This is a genomic window from Stenotrophomonas maltophilia (assembly GCF_013464485.1).
Classification (GTDB): domain Bacteria; phylum Pseudomonadota; class Gammaproteobacteria; order Xanthomonadales; family Xanthomonadaceae; genus Stenotrophomonas; species Stenotrophomonas maltophilia_AW.
In genome coordinates, this window is record NZ_RAUX01000016.1 from 38,069 (window position 1) to 51,562 (window position 13,494).

Sequence of the window (13,494 nt, forward strand, 5' to 3'; positions counted from 1 at the left end):
CGGCAAGCCGGGCATGGGCCCGGCTCTACAGCAACAGAAAAGGGCGGGGAAATCCCCGCCCTTTCCATGTCCAGCATCTGGAGCCGCTCAGGTCAGCGCGATCGGCTTGTTCTTGCGTTCGGCCAGGCGCTTTTCCAGGTAGTGGATGTTCTGCCCACCGGCCTGGAAGCCCTTGTCACGCATGATGCGCTGCTGCAGCGCCACGTTGGTCTTGATGCCGTCCACCACCATCTCGCTCAGCGCCACCCGCATGCGGGCGATGGCGGTTTCGCGGTCCGGGCCGTGCACGATCAGCTTGCCGATCATCGAGTCGTAGTTCGACGGCACGCGGTAGCCACTGTAGATGTGGGTGTCCACGCGCACGCCGGGGCCGCCCGGCGGATGGAAGCCGGTGATGGTGCCCGGGCTCGGCACGAAGGTTTCAGCATCTTCGGCGTTGATGCGGCATTCGATGGCGTGGCCGGTCAGCACCACGTCGCTCTGCTTGATCGACAGCTTCTGGCCGGCGGCGATCTTCAGCTGCTCGGCCACCAGGTCGATGCCGGTCACCATCTCGGTCACCGGATGTTCCACCTGGATGCGGGTGTTCATTTCGATGAAGTAGAAACGGCCGTCCTCGTACAGGAACTCGAACGTGCCGGCGCCGCGATAGCCGATGCGGATGCAGGCTTCCACGCACACCTTGCCGATCTGCTCGCGCTGCTCGGCGGTGATGCCGGGTGCCGGCGCTTCTTCCACTACCTTCTGGTGGCGGCGCTGCATCGAGCAGTCGCGCTCACCCAGGTGGATGGCATTGCCCTGGCCGTCGGCCAGTACCTGGATTTCCACGTGGCGCGGGTTCTCCAGGAACTTCTCCATGTAGACCTCGCCATTGCCGAACGCGGCCTTGGCCTCGCTCTTGGTGGTTTCGATCGAGGTTTTCAGCGAGGCTTCGGCGTGCACCACGCGCATGCCGCGACCGCCACCGCCACCGGCGGCCTTGATGATGACCGGGTAACCGATCTCACGGGCGATCTTGGTGTTGGCGACGATGTCCTCGCCCAGCGGGCCGCCCGAACCGGGCACGCACGGCACGCCGGCGGACTTCATCGCGCGGATGGCTTCCACCTTGTCACCCATCATGCGGATGGTGTCGGCCTTGGGGCCGATGAAGATGAAGCCGGACTCTTCCACGCGCTCGGCGAAATCGGCGTTCTCCGACAGGAAGCCGTAGCCCGGGTGGATGGCCTGGGCGTCGGTGACTTCAGCGGCGGCGATCAGTGCCGGAATGTTGAGGTAGCTCTGCGGCGACGGCGCCGGGCCGATGCAGACCGACTCGTCGGCCATGGCCACGTGCTTGAGGTTGCGGTCGACCGTGGAATGCACGGCCACCGTGCGGATACCGAGGGTGTGGCACGCGCGCAGGATGCGCAGCGCGATCTCCCCTCGGTTGGCAATGACGACTTTGTCGAGCATGGCGTGCCCCTCAGCCGATCACGAACAGCGGCTGGTCGAATTCCACCGGCTGGCCGTTCTCACCCAGGATGGCGACGATGGTGCCGGACGTGTCGGCCTCGATCGGGTTGAACATCTTCATTGCTTCGATGATGGCCAGGGTCTCGCCCTCCTTGACCTGCTGGCCAACGGTGACGAAGGCCGGCTTGTCCGGGGCGGAGGACGCGTAGAAGGTGCCGACCATCGGCGAGCGCAGCACGTGGCCTTCCGGCAGGGCCGGGCCCGGCTTGGCGGTGCCGCCGGTGGAGGCTTCGGTGGGCGACTGCATCGGCATGGCCGGCGCAGCCGGGGCGGCCGGCGCGGCGTACACCGGGGCGGCGACCGGAGCGGCATAGCCGGCCACCGGGGCGCGCGACAGGCGTACCGACTCTTCGCCTTCCTTGATTTCGATTTCAGCCAGGTTCGACTCTTCCAGCAGGTCGATCAGCTTCTTGATTTTGCGGAGATCCATGGTGGCCTCTTTGCTATTGATGTCAGTGTGGTGGGAAGCGCATCGCGCTCGGGTCAAAGCAGTTCGTAGAACTCGCGCAGCTGCCGCGTACGGTCGCGCGTCTGGGTAATCAGGCACTGCATTTTCGCTGGGTTGCGCGAGGTGCCGTCTGCGTTGAAGGCATACACCGCCTCGCAGTCTGCATCGCGCAGGGTGATCCAGATGCGCTGGGCCTTCACCAGGTGCTGTTCGGCCGCCGCGCAGTGGCTGCAGCTGCCGTCGGCGGCCTGCGCCTTCAGTTCACCGCGCGCCTGCGCGTAGACGGCGTTCAATGCGCTGTCGGCATCATCCAGGCGATCGGAATCGCACATGTCGCGTTCGTAACCGCCGGTGGCCTGCGCGCAGTCGATGCCCGCAGCCGCGCGCTCGGCAGCGACACTGGCGCCGCACAGACCGGCCCACAGCAGAACGCCGGCAAGCACGCGCGGCAGCACGTTCACGCGCGGGCCGCCTGCACGCGCAGCAGTGCTGCGTCCATCGCGTAGCGGTAGCTGTCGGTGCCAAAGCCGCAGACCACGCCCACGGCCTTGTCACTGAAGTAGCTGTGCTGGCGGAACGGTTCGCGGCTATGCGGATTGGACAGGTGAATCTCGATGAACGGCACGGCCACCGCCGCCAGCGCATCGCGCAGAGCCACCGAGGTGTGGGTGAAGGCGGCGGGGTTGATCAGGATGAAAGCGGTTCCGTCGTCGCGCGCGGCCTGCACGCGGTCCACCAGCACGTGCTCGGCATTGGACTGCAGGCTCTCCACCGCGTGCCCGGCGGCCGAGGCCTGGGTGGCCAGCGCCTGGTCGATGTCGGCCAGCGTGGTGTGGCCGTAGACCTCCGGCTCGCGGGTGCCGAGCAGGTTGAGGTTGGGGCCGTGCAGGACCAGCAGCTTCGCCATGGGATCCGGAAGACGGGAAAGGGCGGCAGTCTGGCGGAACCGGCGGATGCTGTCCAGTTCGGCGAAGTTTGGCGCGTTTCAATCGTATGTTTGAAATTCCCCGGAGGGCTTGCGGCCGTATGGCGGGCGCTGGATCAAGGCGCGCTGAACGCTGTGCTGGCGGGGGGATGCGCGCATGTAGGGCGACGATGGCGGCAGGGTCATCGCAGGGGGATCCACGCCATATGTGGATGAAGGAAGTTCGATGCGCAGCAAGCTACGCACCCACCTGAAAGGCGGTTCAAGTCTCCAGCGGCACCGTCGGCACCACGTTCGGGAACACCTCTTCAAGTGCTTCCCGCTGGCCCGGCTTGGGCACCGGCCAGTTGTAGGCGTTCACCGGCTGCGCGCGGTTCACCCACAACGCGTAGTACAGATGATCGGCGCGGCCATCGCCGGTATTGGGGTGGATCAGGATGGTCAGGCCCAGGCTGTTGAGCTGCAGCCAGGGCACCAGCACCGGCAGCAGGTCGTTGCTGAAGCCGAAGTAGAACGACGGCGTGACATGGGGGCCGCGCGGCTCCAGGTTCCAGTTGCCCAGTTCCACCGGGAAGCGCTCGGTAGCCCAGCGCCGCAGCAGGGCGGCCTTCTCGAAACTGTCCTCATCGAAGTAGATGTGCGCGTGATAGCTCTTGATGTCGGTGTAGGGGCGGGGCGTGCTGGGTAACGTGGCTTCGCCGGGGCGCACGCTGACCGGACGCGGGGTGGGTTCGCCCGCGGTGGCCTCACCCCAGGGGCTGCGGCCCTTTGGCGTCGGCGGCACGATGGCGCGAAAGCCGGGGCGTCCTGGATGCGTGGTGTTCACTGTGCCCTCGTCGCGCGGGGCCGCAACGGCGGTCGTCGCACTGGCAAGGCTGCCGACAGCCAGGCCGGCTGAAGCGATCAGATGGCGGCGTGCAGGCGAGAGCAGGTCGGCCCAGTGGGCGTCATGGTCACCGGTGTCGATGAAGGTGTCGGCTGGAAAATGAGGATCCGGGTGCATGAAAGGCTCCGTAGCGGCATGCCGGGGACAGGTAAGCACGCTCGGACAGCAGCGCCGTCTGCGTCCAATAAGCTGCCGGCATCACCTCATGCACGTTCGCCCTCGCTGCCATTGAGCGCGACCCAACGGTGGGCTAGGGTGCAGGTCCGCCCCCCGGAGCCCGCCATGATCCCGCTCGACGCCGACACCCAGCGCAAGCGCGCGACGTTTCGCCAACTGCACGCACAGGGGTGCTTCGTGCTGCCCAACCCGTGGGACGTGGGCAGTGCACGCTACCTGCAGCGGCAAGGCTTCCTGGCGTTGGCCACGACCAGTGCCGGCTGCGCCTGGAGCGAAGGGCGGCCGGATGGCGCGGTCTCATTGCAGGCCACGCTCGAACACCTGCGGCTGATGGTGGCAGCGACCGCGTTGCCGTTGAATGCAGACTTCGGAGATGGCTTCGGTGCCACGCCGCAAGCGGTGGAAGTGGCGGTGGCTGCGGCAATCGATACCGGCATTGCAGCGCTGTCGATCGAGGACGCCAGTGGCGTGGCTGATGCGCCCCTGCGTCCGATCGATCAGGCGGTCGAGCGCCTGCGTGCTGCCCGTGCAGCCATCGACCGCGCGGGCGGCGACGTGCTGCTGGTCGGGCGTGCGGAGAACTTCTTCGTCGGCGTGCCGGATCTGCAGGACACGGTGCAGCGCCTGCGCGCCTATGCCGAGGCCGGTGCAGACGTGCTGTACGCACCCGGCATCACTACCGCCGAGCAGATCCGCGCGGTTGTTGCCGCTGCGGGATCGAAGCCGGTGAACCTGCTGGTCGGTGGGCCGACGCCGCTGAACCTGCAGGACATTGCCGCGCTCGGCGTGCGCCGGGTCAGCCTGGGTGGTGCGCTGGCGCGCGCCGCATGGGGAGGAATGATGCAGGCGACACAGCCGATCGTGCAGGAAGGTCGTTTTGATGGCCTGCAGCAGGCGGCCTCGGGCGCGGCGTTGAACGCCTTGTTCCGCTGACGAAAACCTCGGCGCGGGCCCAGGCCAGCACACAGCGGTAGATCCACGCCATGCGTGGATCGATGCGCCTGCGATTACAGCGCTTCCATCCCACCCTTGGGTAGCGTCACGCCAGGCTCCAGCGCTGGCAGCAGCTGTCGCAGCAGCGCGGGGTTGTCCAGCAGTGCGGCGCCGTCCAGGTAACTCCATTGCGTGCCACCGACACGGCGAACGGCCACCATGAACGAGGTGCTGCGCATCGGCGTTTCGCGCACACGAAGCAGCGACTGCCGCGGCACGAAGCAGACTTCTTCGTCACCGGCCGCGTAGGTGCGCCCCGGCACGCCAGCCTCGTCGCTGATGACGATGACCCCTGCCTTGCGCAGCGCCCTCACCGAGTCCCGGGTCATCTGTGCATAGCCTTCATCACCGCCGGCCAGGCGTTTCAGGCTGGGATGGGTGCGGGCAATGATCAGCTCGGCATCGCCACGAGCGAACGCGTTCATCATTGCCTGCGCGTCCTGGCGAAGGGTGGCCGATTCGGCCGGACTGAGCTCGCCGGCCTGGGACGGAGCGGCGGTCGTGGCCAGAAGCAGGAACAGCGGCAGGGCAAGCAGGTGTCGATACATCGTCGAATGTCTCACGGGCGGCCGCCGCACTATACGGTGAACGCGAAAACAGCGTCCCGCCGATGGCTCTGGTGTCTCTGGAGTTTCTACCTACCATTGGTAGATAGTAGATTCTGGAGATGTTCCCATGCACAGCCTCGTTGTCATCGCCCACCCTGAGCCCGCTTCGCTGACCCATGCAATTGCACAGCGCATCGGCGACGCCATCGCCACAGCCGATAGCGGCAACACCGTGGCGCACGTCGACCTGATGGCGGAAGGCTTCGACCCGCGCTTCAACCCGCAGGATCAGGCCCTCTTCCGCGGCACGGGCCCCGTCCCGCCCGATGTGGCGGCCGAGCACGCACGGCTGGACGCCGCCGATTCACTGGTCCTGGTCTATCCGCTGTACTGGTGGTCCTTCCCTGCGTTGCTGAAGGGATGGATCGATCGCGTCTTCACCCAGGGCTGGGCCTACCAGGAGGGGGCCGATGGCAAGGTACAGAAGAAGCTGCAACGCCTGGGCGTGCAACTGGTCGGCGTCGGCGGCGCGGGTGCCGAGATGATTGAACGGCGCGGCTATGGCGCGGCGATGAAGACCCAGATCGACATGGGCATCTTCGACTACTGTGGCGCGCGCGTGCTGTCGTCCGAACTGCTGCTCGACGCCGACAGCGGTGCCGCGCAGACGCATCTGCAGACCGCCGTGGAAATCGGCCGTAAAATCGGTACTCCGATGAGTTGATCACCGTGTTCCGCCGATGCCTGCCAACGCCGTTCCCACGCGCCGCCGATTGACCCGCGAGCAACGCGCCCGCCAGTTGCTGGATGTGGCCTGGGCGCTGGTTGGCGAAGAAGGCACCGACGCGTTGACGCTGGGACGGCTGGCCGAGGCGGCGGGCGTGACCAAGCCGGTGGCCTACGATCACTTCGTGACCCGCAACGGCCTGCTGGCCGCGCTCTACGATGACTATGACGGGCGGCAGACGGTGGTTTTCCACGAGCGTATCGGCCGCGCCCGGGCGCAGCTGCCCGACCGTGCGGCTGCTATCGCCTCCGGCTACATCGACTGCATCCTCAGCCAGGGCAGTGAAGTGCAGGGCATCCTCGCCGCGCTGGTGGGCGCGCCGGAACTGCACGAGGTGCGGCGGCGCTACCAGCAGGACTTCATCGACAACTGCGACGCCTGGCTGGGTCCGTTCGCCACCGATGGCTCGGTGCCGCTGGCGGGACGCTGGGCGATCCTTGGTGCGGCTGAAACCCTGTCCGAGGGCGTGGCCGCGGGCGCGCTGGACAAGACCGACGCCGAGGCCGAGCTGCAGCGGCTGATCGTGACGACGGTCAAGCGTCGCTGAGCCGCTTCGAAGGTCAGGCCCCGGCGGTACTGCCGGCCAGCGTGGCGAATCCTGCCGCCAGCTGATCGCGCACCAGTGCGTCGCGCGCGTCGCGGCTCTCAGAACCCAATACCACGGTGATCAGGCGTATCGGCTCGTCCCGCCCGCGTACCGCCCGGCATGCGGTGGCGGCCAGGCAGAAGCCTGCGGCCTGGGTGTAGCCGGTCTTCAAGCCATCCACGCCGTCATCGCCAAGCAGGGCGTTCTGGTTGTTGCGGCTGAAGCTGCCGTGCGCGAACGTGCGCTGCGCGGTGACCGCCAGGATCTGCGGATGATCGTTCAACAGGCACGCGGCCAGCACCGCCATGTCGCGCGCGCTGGACGCATGATGCGGCGTGGTGATGCCGGAGACGCTGGCGAACCAGGTGTTGCGCAGGCCGAGCTGGCGTGCGTGCCGGTTCATGCGCTCCAGGAACGCCGTCTGTGATCCGTCCAGATGGCGCGCGATCGCCAGCGCCGCGTCATTGCCGGAGACGATCATCAAGCCTTCCAGCAGGCACGCGAGGGTGACCGTTTCGCCGGGCACCAGGCCCATGCGCGTTTCATCGTCGGCGACCGCATGCACGTCGTCGGCGGCGATGGTGACTTCGTCCTCCCACCAGCGCCCGCGCTCCTCGACACATTCGTAAGCCGCGTAGGCGGTCATCAGCTTGGTCAGCGAGGCCGGTTGCCTGGCGATGTCCGCGTTGTGCTGGTGAATCACCGCGAAGGTTGCCGCATCGAGGGTGATGGACGACAGCGGTGCACGCGCAGGGGCAGGAGACGGCATGGAAACGACGATGGCAGTGGGGACCCTGGAGGATAGTGTGCGGCGGCTGCACGAAGCTGAAATATTGCAACGATATAACGTAGCATTATTGCGGGCCGACGACGGCCCGACGGGACATCCGATGACTGCACGCATTCCACGCCGCTGGCTTAACTCTTCGTTGCTGCTCGCGCTGGCCGCACTTGGCGGCTGCCAGCCCAACCTGCGCACCGAGGCTGTTTCCTCCGCCGAAGCCGGCGCCGAAGCCGGTCCGCTCAATGTGATCGTGATGATCAACGACGGTGCCGGCTGGGGTACCTGGGACGCGGCGGCCTACTGGCAGTACGGCAGCCGCGAAGGCGCACCCTATGCGGATTTCCCGCTGCGCCTGGCGGTAACCACCTTCCCGTTGAACGCCAGCAGCCAGCCGACCCGCGACAACGCACAGACGCTCGGCTACGACCCGGGCAAGGCCTGGGATGACACGCCGGTTTCCGCGCAGGACCTGCCGTTTGCCGGCTACCAGTACCTCGCCGCGGTGGCTACCGACAGTGCGGCGGCGGGCACCGCGTTGTCCTCGGGCATCAAGACCTACAACAACGCCATCAATTACAACAACGATGGTCAGCCGGTCGAGTTCAATACGCTGCGCGCCAAGCGCCTGGGCATGGCGACCGGTGTAGTGACTTCGGTGCCGTTCGCGCATGCCACGCCGGCCGCGTTCGCGGCGCAGAGCGAATCGCGCAACAGCTACCACGCCATCGCCCATCAGATGCTGGCGCAGGGCCATATGGATCTGGTGATGGGCACCGGAGGCCCGGGCTACAGCGTCGACGGCCGCGCCTGCAACGAAGGCACGGACGCCGCAAAGGCAGAGGGCTGCGCGAATCCATGGGAGTGGGTGTCGCAGCAGGATTGGCAGCAGCTGGAAGCGGGCAGCACCATTGCCGGCAATCCGGCGGGACCGTGGCGCCTGATCCGCAGCAAGGAAGCGTTCGCCGCACTGGCGCAGGGGCGGTTGCCGGCCGACCGGCCGCTGATCGGTGTACCGCGCGTGGCCAACACCCTGCAGCAGGCGCGCCAGCTGCACGTGCTGGGCAAGGATGCAGCCACGCCTTCGGGAGTGAGGAAGATCGACAGCGTGCCCGATCTGGCGACCATGACCCGCGGCGCGCTGCAGTTCCTGCAGCAGCGTTCGTCCATGGGCCTGTTCCTGATGGTGGAAGGCGGGGCCACCGACTGGGCCGCGCACACCAGTGCCTGCGGTACCGAATGGCACTATGGCCAATGCAGCGACCAGCCGCAGTACGGCCGCCTTATCGAGGAAACCGTGGAGTTCAACGACGCGGTGGCGGCGGTAGTCGAATGGATCCAACGTAACGGTGGCTGGGAGCGCAACCTGCTGATCGTGACGACCGACCACGACAACAGCATGCCGATGGGCCCGGATGCGCAGAACGTGGCCTTCGAACCGGTAAGGAACCATGGTCGCGGCCGCATGCCGGGGATGAGCTTCCGCCCTACCGGCAATCATTTCAATGCGCTGGTGCCATTGTGGGCGAAGGGCGCGGGCGCGGAGCTGCTCGGCAAGCGCGTGCGTGGCGTCGATCCGGGTTACCGGCAGCACGTGGGTTGGAATGACGGCAGCTACATCGACAACACCGATGTGGCGGCGGCGGTGCAGGAAGCGCTGCAGCGTTAGGGGTGCGCCGGCCGTTGGCCGGCAGTTGTGGGATGCCCGGTCGGCGAGGTTGCCGGCCAGCGGCCGGCACTACCGGAGGTGCTGCTGGGCTGCGGAGTCGCGGAAGGGCTGGCCAGCTGCCGGGCCAGCTCGGCGCTGGCGATGTGGCCGTGCAGGAACAACAGGCTGCTGAAGATGTTCATGAGCGTGCCTCCACTTGAGTGGATTGCACGATACGGGCAGCATGGGCGGGGAAAAAGCGACATTTCCGCAAGCATGCCTTGAGAGGAATTCAAGCTTATGTCCCGCCCTCCGCTCCATGCCCTGCAGGGCTTCGTGGCCGCCGCCCGGCTCGGCAACCTGTCGCGCGCGGCGGCCTCGATGAACCTGACCGTCAGCGCGCTCAGCCATCAGATGCGGCAGCTGGAAGAACGGCTCGGGCAGCCGCTGCTGATCCGCCAGCCGCGTGGTGTCACCCTCACCCTGGAGGGCCAGCGTCTGCTCGACCAGGTGGGGCCGCACCTGGATGCGATCAACGACGCCTTCCAGCCCTATGCCGCGCGTGCCGAGCACGTGCTGACGATCAGTGCGGTGCCGTCGATGGCGTCGGCCTGGCTGGTGCCGCGCCTGGGTCACTTCGTGGCTGAGCACCCACAGATCGAGATCAACCTGCAGTCGAGTGAACGCCTGATTGATTTCGAGCGGCAGCGCCAGTTCGACGCCGCGCTGCGGCTGGGCAGCGGGCAATGGCCGGGCCTGGTGGTGGAGCCGCTGTTCGACGAGTGGCTGGTGCCGATGGCGAGTCCGGCGCTGATCGAGCGCATGGGAGGCGTCGACCGTGTGCCGCTGGACCAATGGCCGCTGCTCGGTGACCCGGACGGGGCGTGGGGGGCTTGGTTTGCGTTGAGTGGGCAGAGACCGCCGTCGCGCTTCGTGGCGGTGTTGGATGATTCGGAGGCGCACCACAGGGCCGCATTGGACGGGGTGGGCGTGGCGCTCGGGCGGGTCACCCGTGCGCGCCTGCTGCTGGATTCCGGCCAGCTGGTCGCACTGTCCAGCCAGCGCCTGAAGACCGACTGGCCGCATTGGCTGGTGTACCCGCAACGCTCGGCCCGCCATCGTGGCTTCCTCGCGTTCCGCGACTGGCTGCACGCGCAGGCAGCTGAGCATGTGCGGCATATGGCAGGCGCGCATCTATAGCGTCGCGCCATGCTCGATCCCGCACCTGTAGCGTCGAGCCATGCTCGACTGCTCCTGCAAGAGGCCAGTCGAGCATGGCTCGACTCTACAGTCACTGCACCAGCGTGACTGCCTGCCCGGCACGGGCGAACGCATCGCCCACCAAGGGGCCGGCTTTGATCGCTTCCACTTCATCGAACAGCGCCTGCAGTGCCTCGGCCGGGCGCGAGGCCGGCGCCGCCACTGCCTGCTGGATCACGGTGAAGCGATCGGCCAGCACGCGGTGGCCGGGATGCGACCGCGCCCAGGCTTCCAGTGGCTGGCGCACGCCGGCGGCAGCATCCAGTTGCCGTTGGTCGAACAGGTCAATGGCGGCCGCAGAGGTGTCGGCGCGTTCGCTCCTGGCGTGGCGCAGCTCGCGGCTCAGGAACAGGTCATAGGCCGCTCCACGCCCCACCGCGATGCGCAGCCCCTCGCGGTCGAGGTCGGCCACCTGCTGCGCAGGGCTGTCCTCGCGAACCAGATAGGTGCCTTCGATTTCCACATACGGAGCACTGAAGGCGATGCGGTTGGCGCGTGCCGGATCGATGGCCAGGAAGGCCAGATCCCAGCCTTCTTCGCCTGCTGCGGCGACCACCGAGGCTGCGGCCTCGTGGCAGGTGAAGCGTGCCTGCACCCCCATCCGTTGCGCCAATGCGATAGCCAGTTCCAGTGAAGGGCCGCGCGGTGAGCGCGCATCGCCCTGTGCCAGCACCGGGTTGCCCAGGTTGATCGCCACGCGCAGGAAACCGTGCGGTGCCAGCGTGCTTCGATGGTCGGCCAAGGACATGCAGGACTCCACGGGGCAGGGGAGACCCAGCATGCCAACAACGGTGTCCGCGTGGCGTGGAGTCAACCGCGCGCGGCAAAGGTGCCGTGGAACCCGAGGGGCACAGCATACGGCAGCCAGGCCTGTGCCAGCGGGCGGTCATCCACATGGCGCGCATCCAGCACGGCCAGTCCACTGCGCTTGTTGACCGGGTCAAGCAGGGTGCCGATCAGCCAGCCGTCATCGGCGTTGCGGCTGCCCGGACGCGGTACGAACACATGCTCTTCGGCCATGATGTCCGCCCCGTAGTTCCACAGCTGGCGGCGCCCATACGCGATGTCGAACGCGGCCACGGCGTTGAAGTACGGCGCAGTGGCCGTGCCGTCGATGGTCGGCGCATACAGCCGTGCGCCACGTGTGTTCGTCGAGCGCGGGTCGAACAATGGGAACTCCACCGCGCTGATGCCCAACGTCTCCCAGCGGGCCTGTCCACGACGCAGGTCCAGATGCAGCTCGACCAGGCTGGCGCCACTGTTGGCCGCATGCGCGCCGTCACCGGCCATTGCTTCCTTCATCGGCGAGCGTGCTTCGTTGATGTCGTCATGCCGTACTGCACGCAGTACGATGCCGCCATCGCGGGTGAAGGCGTCGCCGAAGTGATAGATCGCCGCGAACGGCGCCTCGAACCATTGCGCCTTGTCCGGCGCATCCTTGGCGACCACCGCGATGCGCACAGGACGCTGCGGTGCGAACTGCATGCGCTCGAAGAAGCTGCCACCTGCGCCGGTGAAATCGAACGGCATCATCACGAACACCAGGTGCTGGTCGGTCATCGCGAAGGCATGCAGGTAGCCATGCTCGGGTGTTTCGATCACATTGGCGCTGCGCAGCTGGCCGTCCGCACCGATGTGCCAGACCAGCAGGCCATGGCCCCCCATCAGGCTGATCGAGCCGAAGTTCCAGAGGGTGCCGTCGCGGTCGGTCAACGGGTGCGCCGAGAACGGCAGCGCCGCCAGGTCCGGACGCCAGGTGACCGGGCCGAGGGTCTTCAGCGAATCGGGGTCCACCTCGAACGCCGAGCCGGATTCGCACAGCGCGAACAGGTGGCCGTTGATCATCGTCACCGAGGTGTTGGCCACGTTGGCATCATCGTTGTTGCGCACCGCCAGTGCACCGGGAACGCTGGTGCCGGCCGCCGGGTACTGGAAGCGGTCGGCCTTCTGTTCACGGGTGAATTTCGGCGTGGCGACCATGCGCCCGTGATGGGTCAGGCTGCCATCACCATTGAAGCGCCAGCCATGCACCATGCCGTCTCCATCGAACCAGTGGTCGTAGCGGAAGCCATCGCGCTCGGTCCACGCGGGGCCGTTGCGGTACAGCGTACCGGCCAGGCCTGACGGCAGCTTTCCCTGCAACTGCACGGTGGCCGGGCCGAGGCTTTCGCTGCCGACGCTGCGCCAGCCGAGCAGCCATGGGTGTTCCTGCATGCCCTGCGCGAACCGCGCCGGGTCGCCGGCGAAGGCGGGAGTGCTGCGCAGCGCAGTGGCACCCAGGGCCAGGCAGGCGCTGCTGCTGAGCAGGGTACGGAGGAAGCGGCGACGGTCCATGATGGCCTCGGGTCTGAATGCAGGAATCAGCGCAGGGTGATGTCGATGGCAGCGCCGGCGGCCGGCACGTCGACGCGCGCCTCGTCGAAGGTCGGCTTGCGCATCACCTGCGGGTTGTTGCTGAAGCCGTAGCCTTCCACCGGCATGCCGACCAGGTTGGTGTCGAGCTTGCCGTTGTCGTTCTCGTCGTGGGTGAGCAGCACGGCATAGCTGCCGGCCGGCACGCCCTTGAACGTGAAGTGGGCGCTGTCGCCGCTGGGCGCCGCCTGCTGGGCCTGCACGGGCTTGGCCTTGCCGTCCCAGGCGGCAGCGCTGTCGACCAGCGCAACGCGCAGGGTGCCGGTCTGCACGCGGACGTCGTGCACGGTCAGGGCCAGGTCGGCGGCGTGGGCACTGCCGGCCAGGGACAGGGTAGTCAGGGCGGTGCTGAGCAGGGCGGTGCGGATCATGGCAGTGGCTCCGGAAAAGGACGTGGTGGTGTGCTGCGGTGTGCAGCCAGTCTGCGCGGGGCACAGCGCCGGGTTCAGGGCCAGTGGTCATCGATTCGACGTGCCAGAAGTCACTTTCTGCGTTGGACCCATTGCCGGCTGCAGTCGCGGCCGTCAG

Annotated in this window: 16 protein-coding genes; 5 read left to right on the forward strand and 11 right to left on the reverse strand. The window is 67.2% G+C overall.

Annotation, left to right across the window (positions count from 1 at the left end; translation table 11 throughout):
• Positions 1-87 precede the first annotated feature (87 nt).
• The 5 genes from accC to D7Y61_RS07760 all read right to left on the reverse strand — a co-directional run bounded on the left by accC (position 88) and on the right by D7Y61_RS07760 (position 3,891).
• The gene (gene accC, locus D7Y61_RS07740) at positions 88-1,455 is read right to left on the reverse strand and encodes an acetyl-CoA carboxylase biotin carboxylase subunit (protein ID WP_010481079.1); all 1,368 of its coding nucleotides are present in this window, start codon (positions 1,453-1,455) and stop codon (positions 88-90) included.
• 10 nt (positions 1,456-1,465) lie between these two features.
• On the reverse strand, positions 1,466-1,945 hold the full coding sequence (gene accB, locus D7Y61_RS07745; protein ID WP_180865781.1) for an acetyl-CoA carboxylase biotin carboxyl carrier protein: 480 nt from the start codon (positions 1,943-1,945) through the stop codon (positions 1,466-1,468).
• A gap of 53 nt (positions 1,946-1,998) precedes the next feature.
• The gene (locus D7Y61_RS07750; RefSeq protein WP_180865782.1) at positions 1,999-2,424 is read right to left on the reverse strand and encodes a lysozyme inhibitor LprI family protein; all 426 of its coding nucleotides are present in this window, start codon (positions 2,422-2,424) and stop codon (positions 1,999-2,001) included.
• The gene (gene aroQ / locus D7Y61_RS07755) at positions 2,421-2,870 is read right to left on the reverse strand and encodes a type II 3-dehydroquinate dehydratase (protein WP_180865783.1); all 450 of its coding nucleotides are present in this window, start codon (positions 2,868-2,870) and stop codon (positions 2,421-2,423) included. Before aroQ ends, D7Y61_RS07750 begins: the two co-directional genes overlap by 4 nt.
• A 280-nt stretch (positions 2,871-3,150) precedes the next feature.
• A complete protein-coding gene (locus D7Y61_RS07760) occupies positions 3,151-3,891 on the reverse strand; it encodes a DOPA 4,5-dioxygenase family protein (RefSeq protein ID WP_180865784.1) in 741 nt (246 codons plus the stop codon).
• A 165-nt stretch (positions 3,892-4,056) separates the two neighbouring features.
• On the opposite strand from D7Y61_RS07760, the gene D7Y61_RS07765 reads away from it, so the two are divergent.
• The gene (locus D7Y61_RS07765; protein WP_180865785.1) at positions 4,057-4,884 is read left to right on the forward strand and encodes an isocitrate lyase/PEP mutase family protein; all 828 of its coding nucleotides are present in this window, start codon (positions 4,057-4,059) and stop codon (positions 4,882-4,884) included.
• A gap of 74 nt (positions 4,885-4,958) precedes the next feature.
• Here D7Y61_RS07765 and D7Y61_RS07770 read toward each other — a convergent pair whose 3' ends face one another.
• The gene (locus D7Y61_RS07770) at positions 4,959-5,492 is read right to left on the reverse strand and encodes a hypothetical protein (RefSeq protein ID WP_180865786.1); all 534 of its coding nucleotides are present in this window, start codon (positions 5,490-5,492) and stop codon (positions 4,959-4,961) included.
• A gap of 127 nt (positions 5,493-5,619) precedes the next feature.
• Here D7Y61_RS07770 and D7Y61_RS07775 point away from each other — a divergent pair, with 127 nt between their 5' ends.
• Positions 5,620-6,216 (forward strand): NAD(P)H-dependent oxidoreductase, encoded by a 597-nt coding sequence (locus tag D7Y61_RS07775; protein ID WP_180865787.1) that lies wholly within the window; start codon positions 5,620-5,622, stop codon positions 6,214-6,216.
• A 16-nt stretch (positions 6,217-6,232) separates the two neighbouring features.
• Entirely contained in the window at positions 6,233-6,826 is a 594-nt protein-coding gene (locus D7Y61_RS07780) for a TetR/AcrR family transcriptional regulator (protein WP_180865788.1), read from the forward strand.
• Positions 6,827-6,839: 13 nt separating this feature from the next.
• Here the strand turns inward: D7Y61_RS07780 and D7Y61_RS07785 are convergent, their stop codons facing one another.
• Positions 6,840-7,634 carry a D-alanyl-D-alanine carboxypeptidase family protein gene (locus D7Y61_RS07785; protein ID WP_180865789.1) on the reverse strand — a complete coding sequence of 265 codons (795 nt, stop codon included), beginning with the start codon at positions 7,632-7,634 and terminating at the stop codon, positions 6,840-6,842.
• Positions 7,635-7,755: 121 nt separating this feature from the next.
• Between D7Y61_RS07785 and D7Y61_RS07790 the strand changes: the two genes are divergently transcribed.
• Positions 7,756-9,315, forward strand: a complete 1,560-nt coding sequence (locus D7Y61_RS07790) for an alkaline phosphatase (protein ID WP_180865790.1) — start codon at positions 7,756-7,758, stop codon at positions 9,313-9,315.
• On the opposite strand, the gene D7Y61_RS07795 is transcribed toward D7Y61_RS07790, so the two are convergent.
• Positions 9,312-9,497, reverse strand: coding sequence for a hypothetical protein (locus D7Y61_RS07795; protein WP_180865881.1), 186 nt, complete (start codon positions 9,495-9,497; stop codon positions 9,312-9,314). The genes D7Y61_RS07790 and D7Y61_RS07795 overlap by 4 nt on opposite strands.
• A 97-nt stretch (positions 9,498-9,594) precedes the next feature.
• Between D7Y61_RS07795 and D7Y61_RS07800 the strand changes: the two genes are divergently transcribed.
• Positions 9,595-10,494, forward strand: coding sequence for a LysR substrate-binding domain-containing protein (locus tag D7Y61_RS07800; protein WP_180865791.1), 900 nt, complete (start codon positions 9,595-9,597; stop codon positions 10,492-10,494).
• 91 nt (positions 10,495-10,585) lie between these two features.
• Here D7Y61_RS07800 and D7Y61_RS07805 read toward each other — a convergent pair whose 3' ends face one another.
• From D7Y61_RS07805 to D7Y61_RS07815, 3 genes are all read right to left on the reverse strand, one after another.
• Positions 10,586-11,302, reverse strand: coding sequence for an ABC transporter substrate-binding protein (locus D7Y61_RS07805; protein WP_180865792.1), 717 nt, complete (start codon positions 11,300-11,302; stop codon positions 10,586-10,588).
• Between the two features lie 62 nt (positions 11,303-11,364).
• Positions 11,365-12,888, reverse strand: coding sequence for a carotenoid oxygenase family protein (locus tag D7Y61_RS07810; protein ID WP_180865793.1), 1,524 nt, complete (start codon positions 12,886-12,888; stop codon positions 11,365-11,367).
• A 26-nt stretch (positions 12,889-12,914) separates the two neighbouring features.
• Positions 12,915-13,337, reverse strand: a complete 423-nt coding sequence (locus tag D7Y61_RS07815; protein WP_180865794.1) for a DUF2141 domain-containing protein — start codon at positions 13,335-13,337, stop codon at positions 12,915-12,917.
• Positions 13,338-13,494 lie beyond the last annotated feature (157 nt).

What these genes read in the sequence shown, in the direction of transcription:
- accC (WP_010481079.1), bottom strand. Translation starts at nt 1,455, where the DNA reads ATGCTCGACAAAGTCGTCATTGCCAACCGAGGGGAGATCGCGCTGCGC.
- accB (WP_180865781.1), bottom strand. Translation starts at nt 1,945, where the DNA reads ATGGATCTCCGCAAAATCAAGAAGCTGATCGACCTGCTGGAAGAGTCG.
- aroQ (WP_180865783.1), bottom strand. Translation starts at nt 2,870, where the DNA reads ATGGCGAAGCTGCTGGTCCTGCACGGCCCCAACCTCAACCTGCTCGGC.
- D7Y61_RS07760 (WP_180865784.1), bottom strand. Translation starts at nt 3,891, where the DNA reads ATGCACCCGGATCCTCATTTTCCAGCCGACACCTTCATCGACACCGGT.
- D7Y61_RS07765 (WP_180865785.1), top strand. Translation starts at nt 4,057, where the DNA reads ATGATCCCGCTCGACGCCGACACCCAGCGCAAGCGCGCGACGTTTCGC.
- D7Y61_RS07770 (WP_180865786.1), bottom strand. Translation starts at nt 5,492, where the DNA reads ATGTATCGACACCTGCTTGCCCTGCCGCTGTTCCTGCTTCTGGCCACG.
- D7Y61_RS07775 (WP_180865787.1), top strand. Translation starts at nt 5,620, where the DNA reads ATGCACAGCCTCGTTGTCATCGCCCACCCTGAGCCCGCTTCGCTGACC.
- D7Y61_RS07780 (WP_180865788.1), top strand. Translation starts at nt 6,233, where the DNA reads ATGCCTGCCAACGCCGTTCCCACGCGCCGCCGATTGACCCGCGAGCAA.
- D7Y61_RS07785 (WP_180865789.1), bottom strand. Translation starts at nt 7,634, where the DNA reads ATGCCGTCTCCTGCCCCTGCGCGTGCACCGCTGTCGTCCATCACCCTC.
- D7Y61_RS07790 (WP_180865790.1), top strand. Translation starts at nt 7,756, where the DNA reads ATGACTGCACGCATTCCACGCCGCTGGCTTAACTCTTCGTTGCTGCTC.
- D7Y61_RS07795 (WP_180865881.1), bottom strand. Translation starts at nt 9,497, where the DNA reads ATGAACATCTTCAGCAGCCTGTTGTTCCTGCACGGCCACATCGCCAGC.
- D7Y61_RS07800 (WP_180865791.1), top strand. Translation starts at nt 9,595, where the DNA reads ATGTCCCGCCCTCCGCTCCATGCCCTGCAGGGCTTCGTGGCCGCCGCC.
- D7Y61_RS07805 (WP_180865792.1), bottom strand. Translation starts at nt 11,302, where the DNA reads ATGTCCTTGGCCGACCATCGAAGCACGCTGGCACCGCACGGTTTCCTG.
- D7Y61_RS07810 (WP_180865793.1), bottom strand. Translation starts at nt 12,888, where the DNA reads ATGGACCGTCGCCGCTTCCTCCGTACCCTGCTCAGCAGCAGCGCCTGC.
- D7Y61_RS07815 (WP_180865794.1), bottom strand. Translation starts at nt 13,337, where the DNA reads ATGATCCGCACCGCCCTGCTCAGCACCGCCCTGACTACCCTGTCCCTG.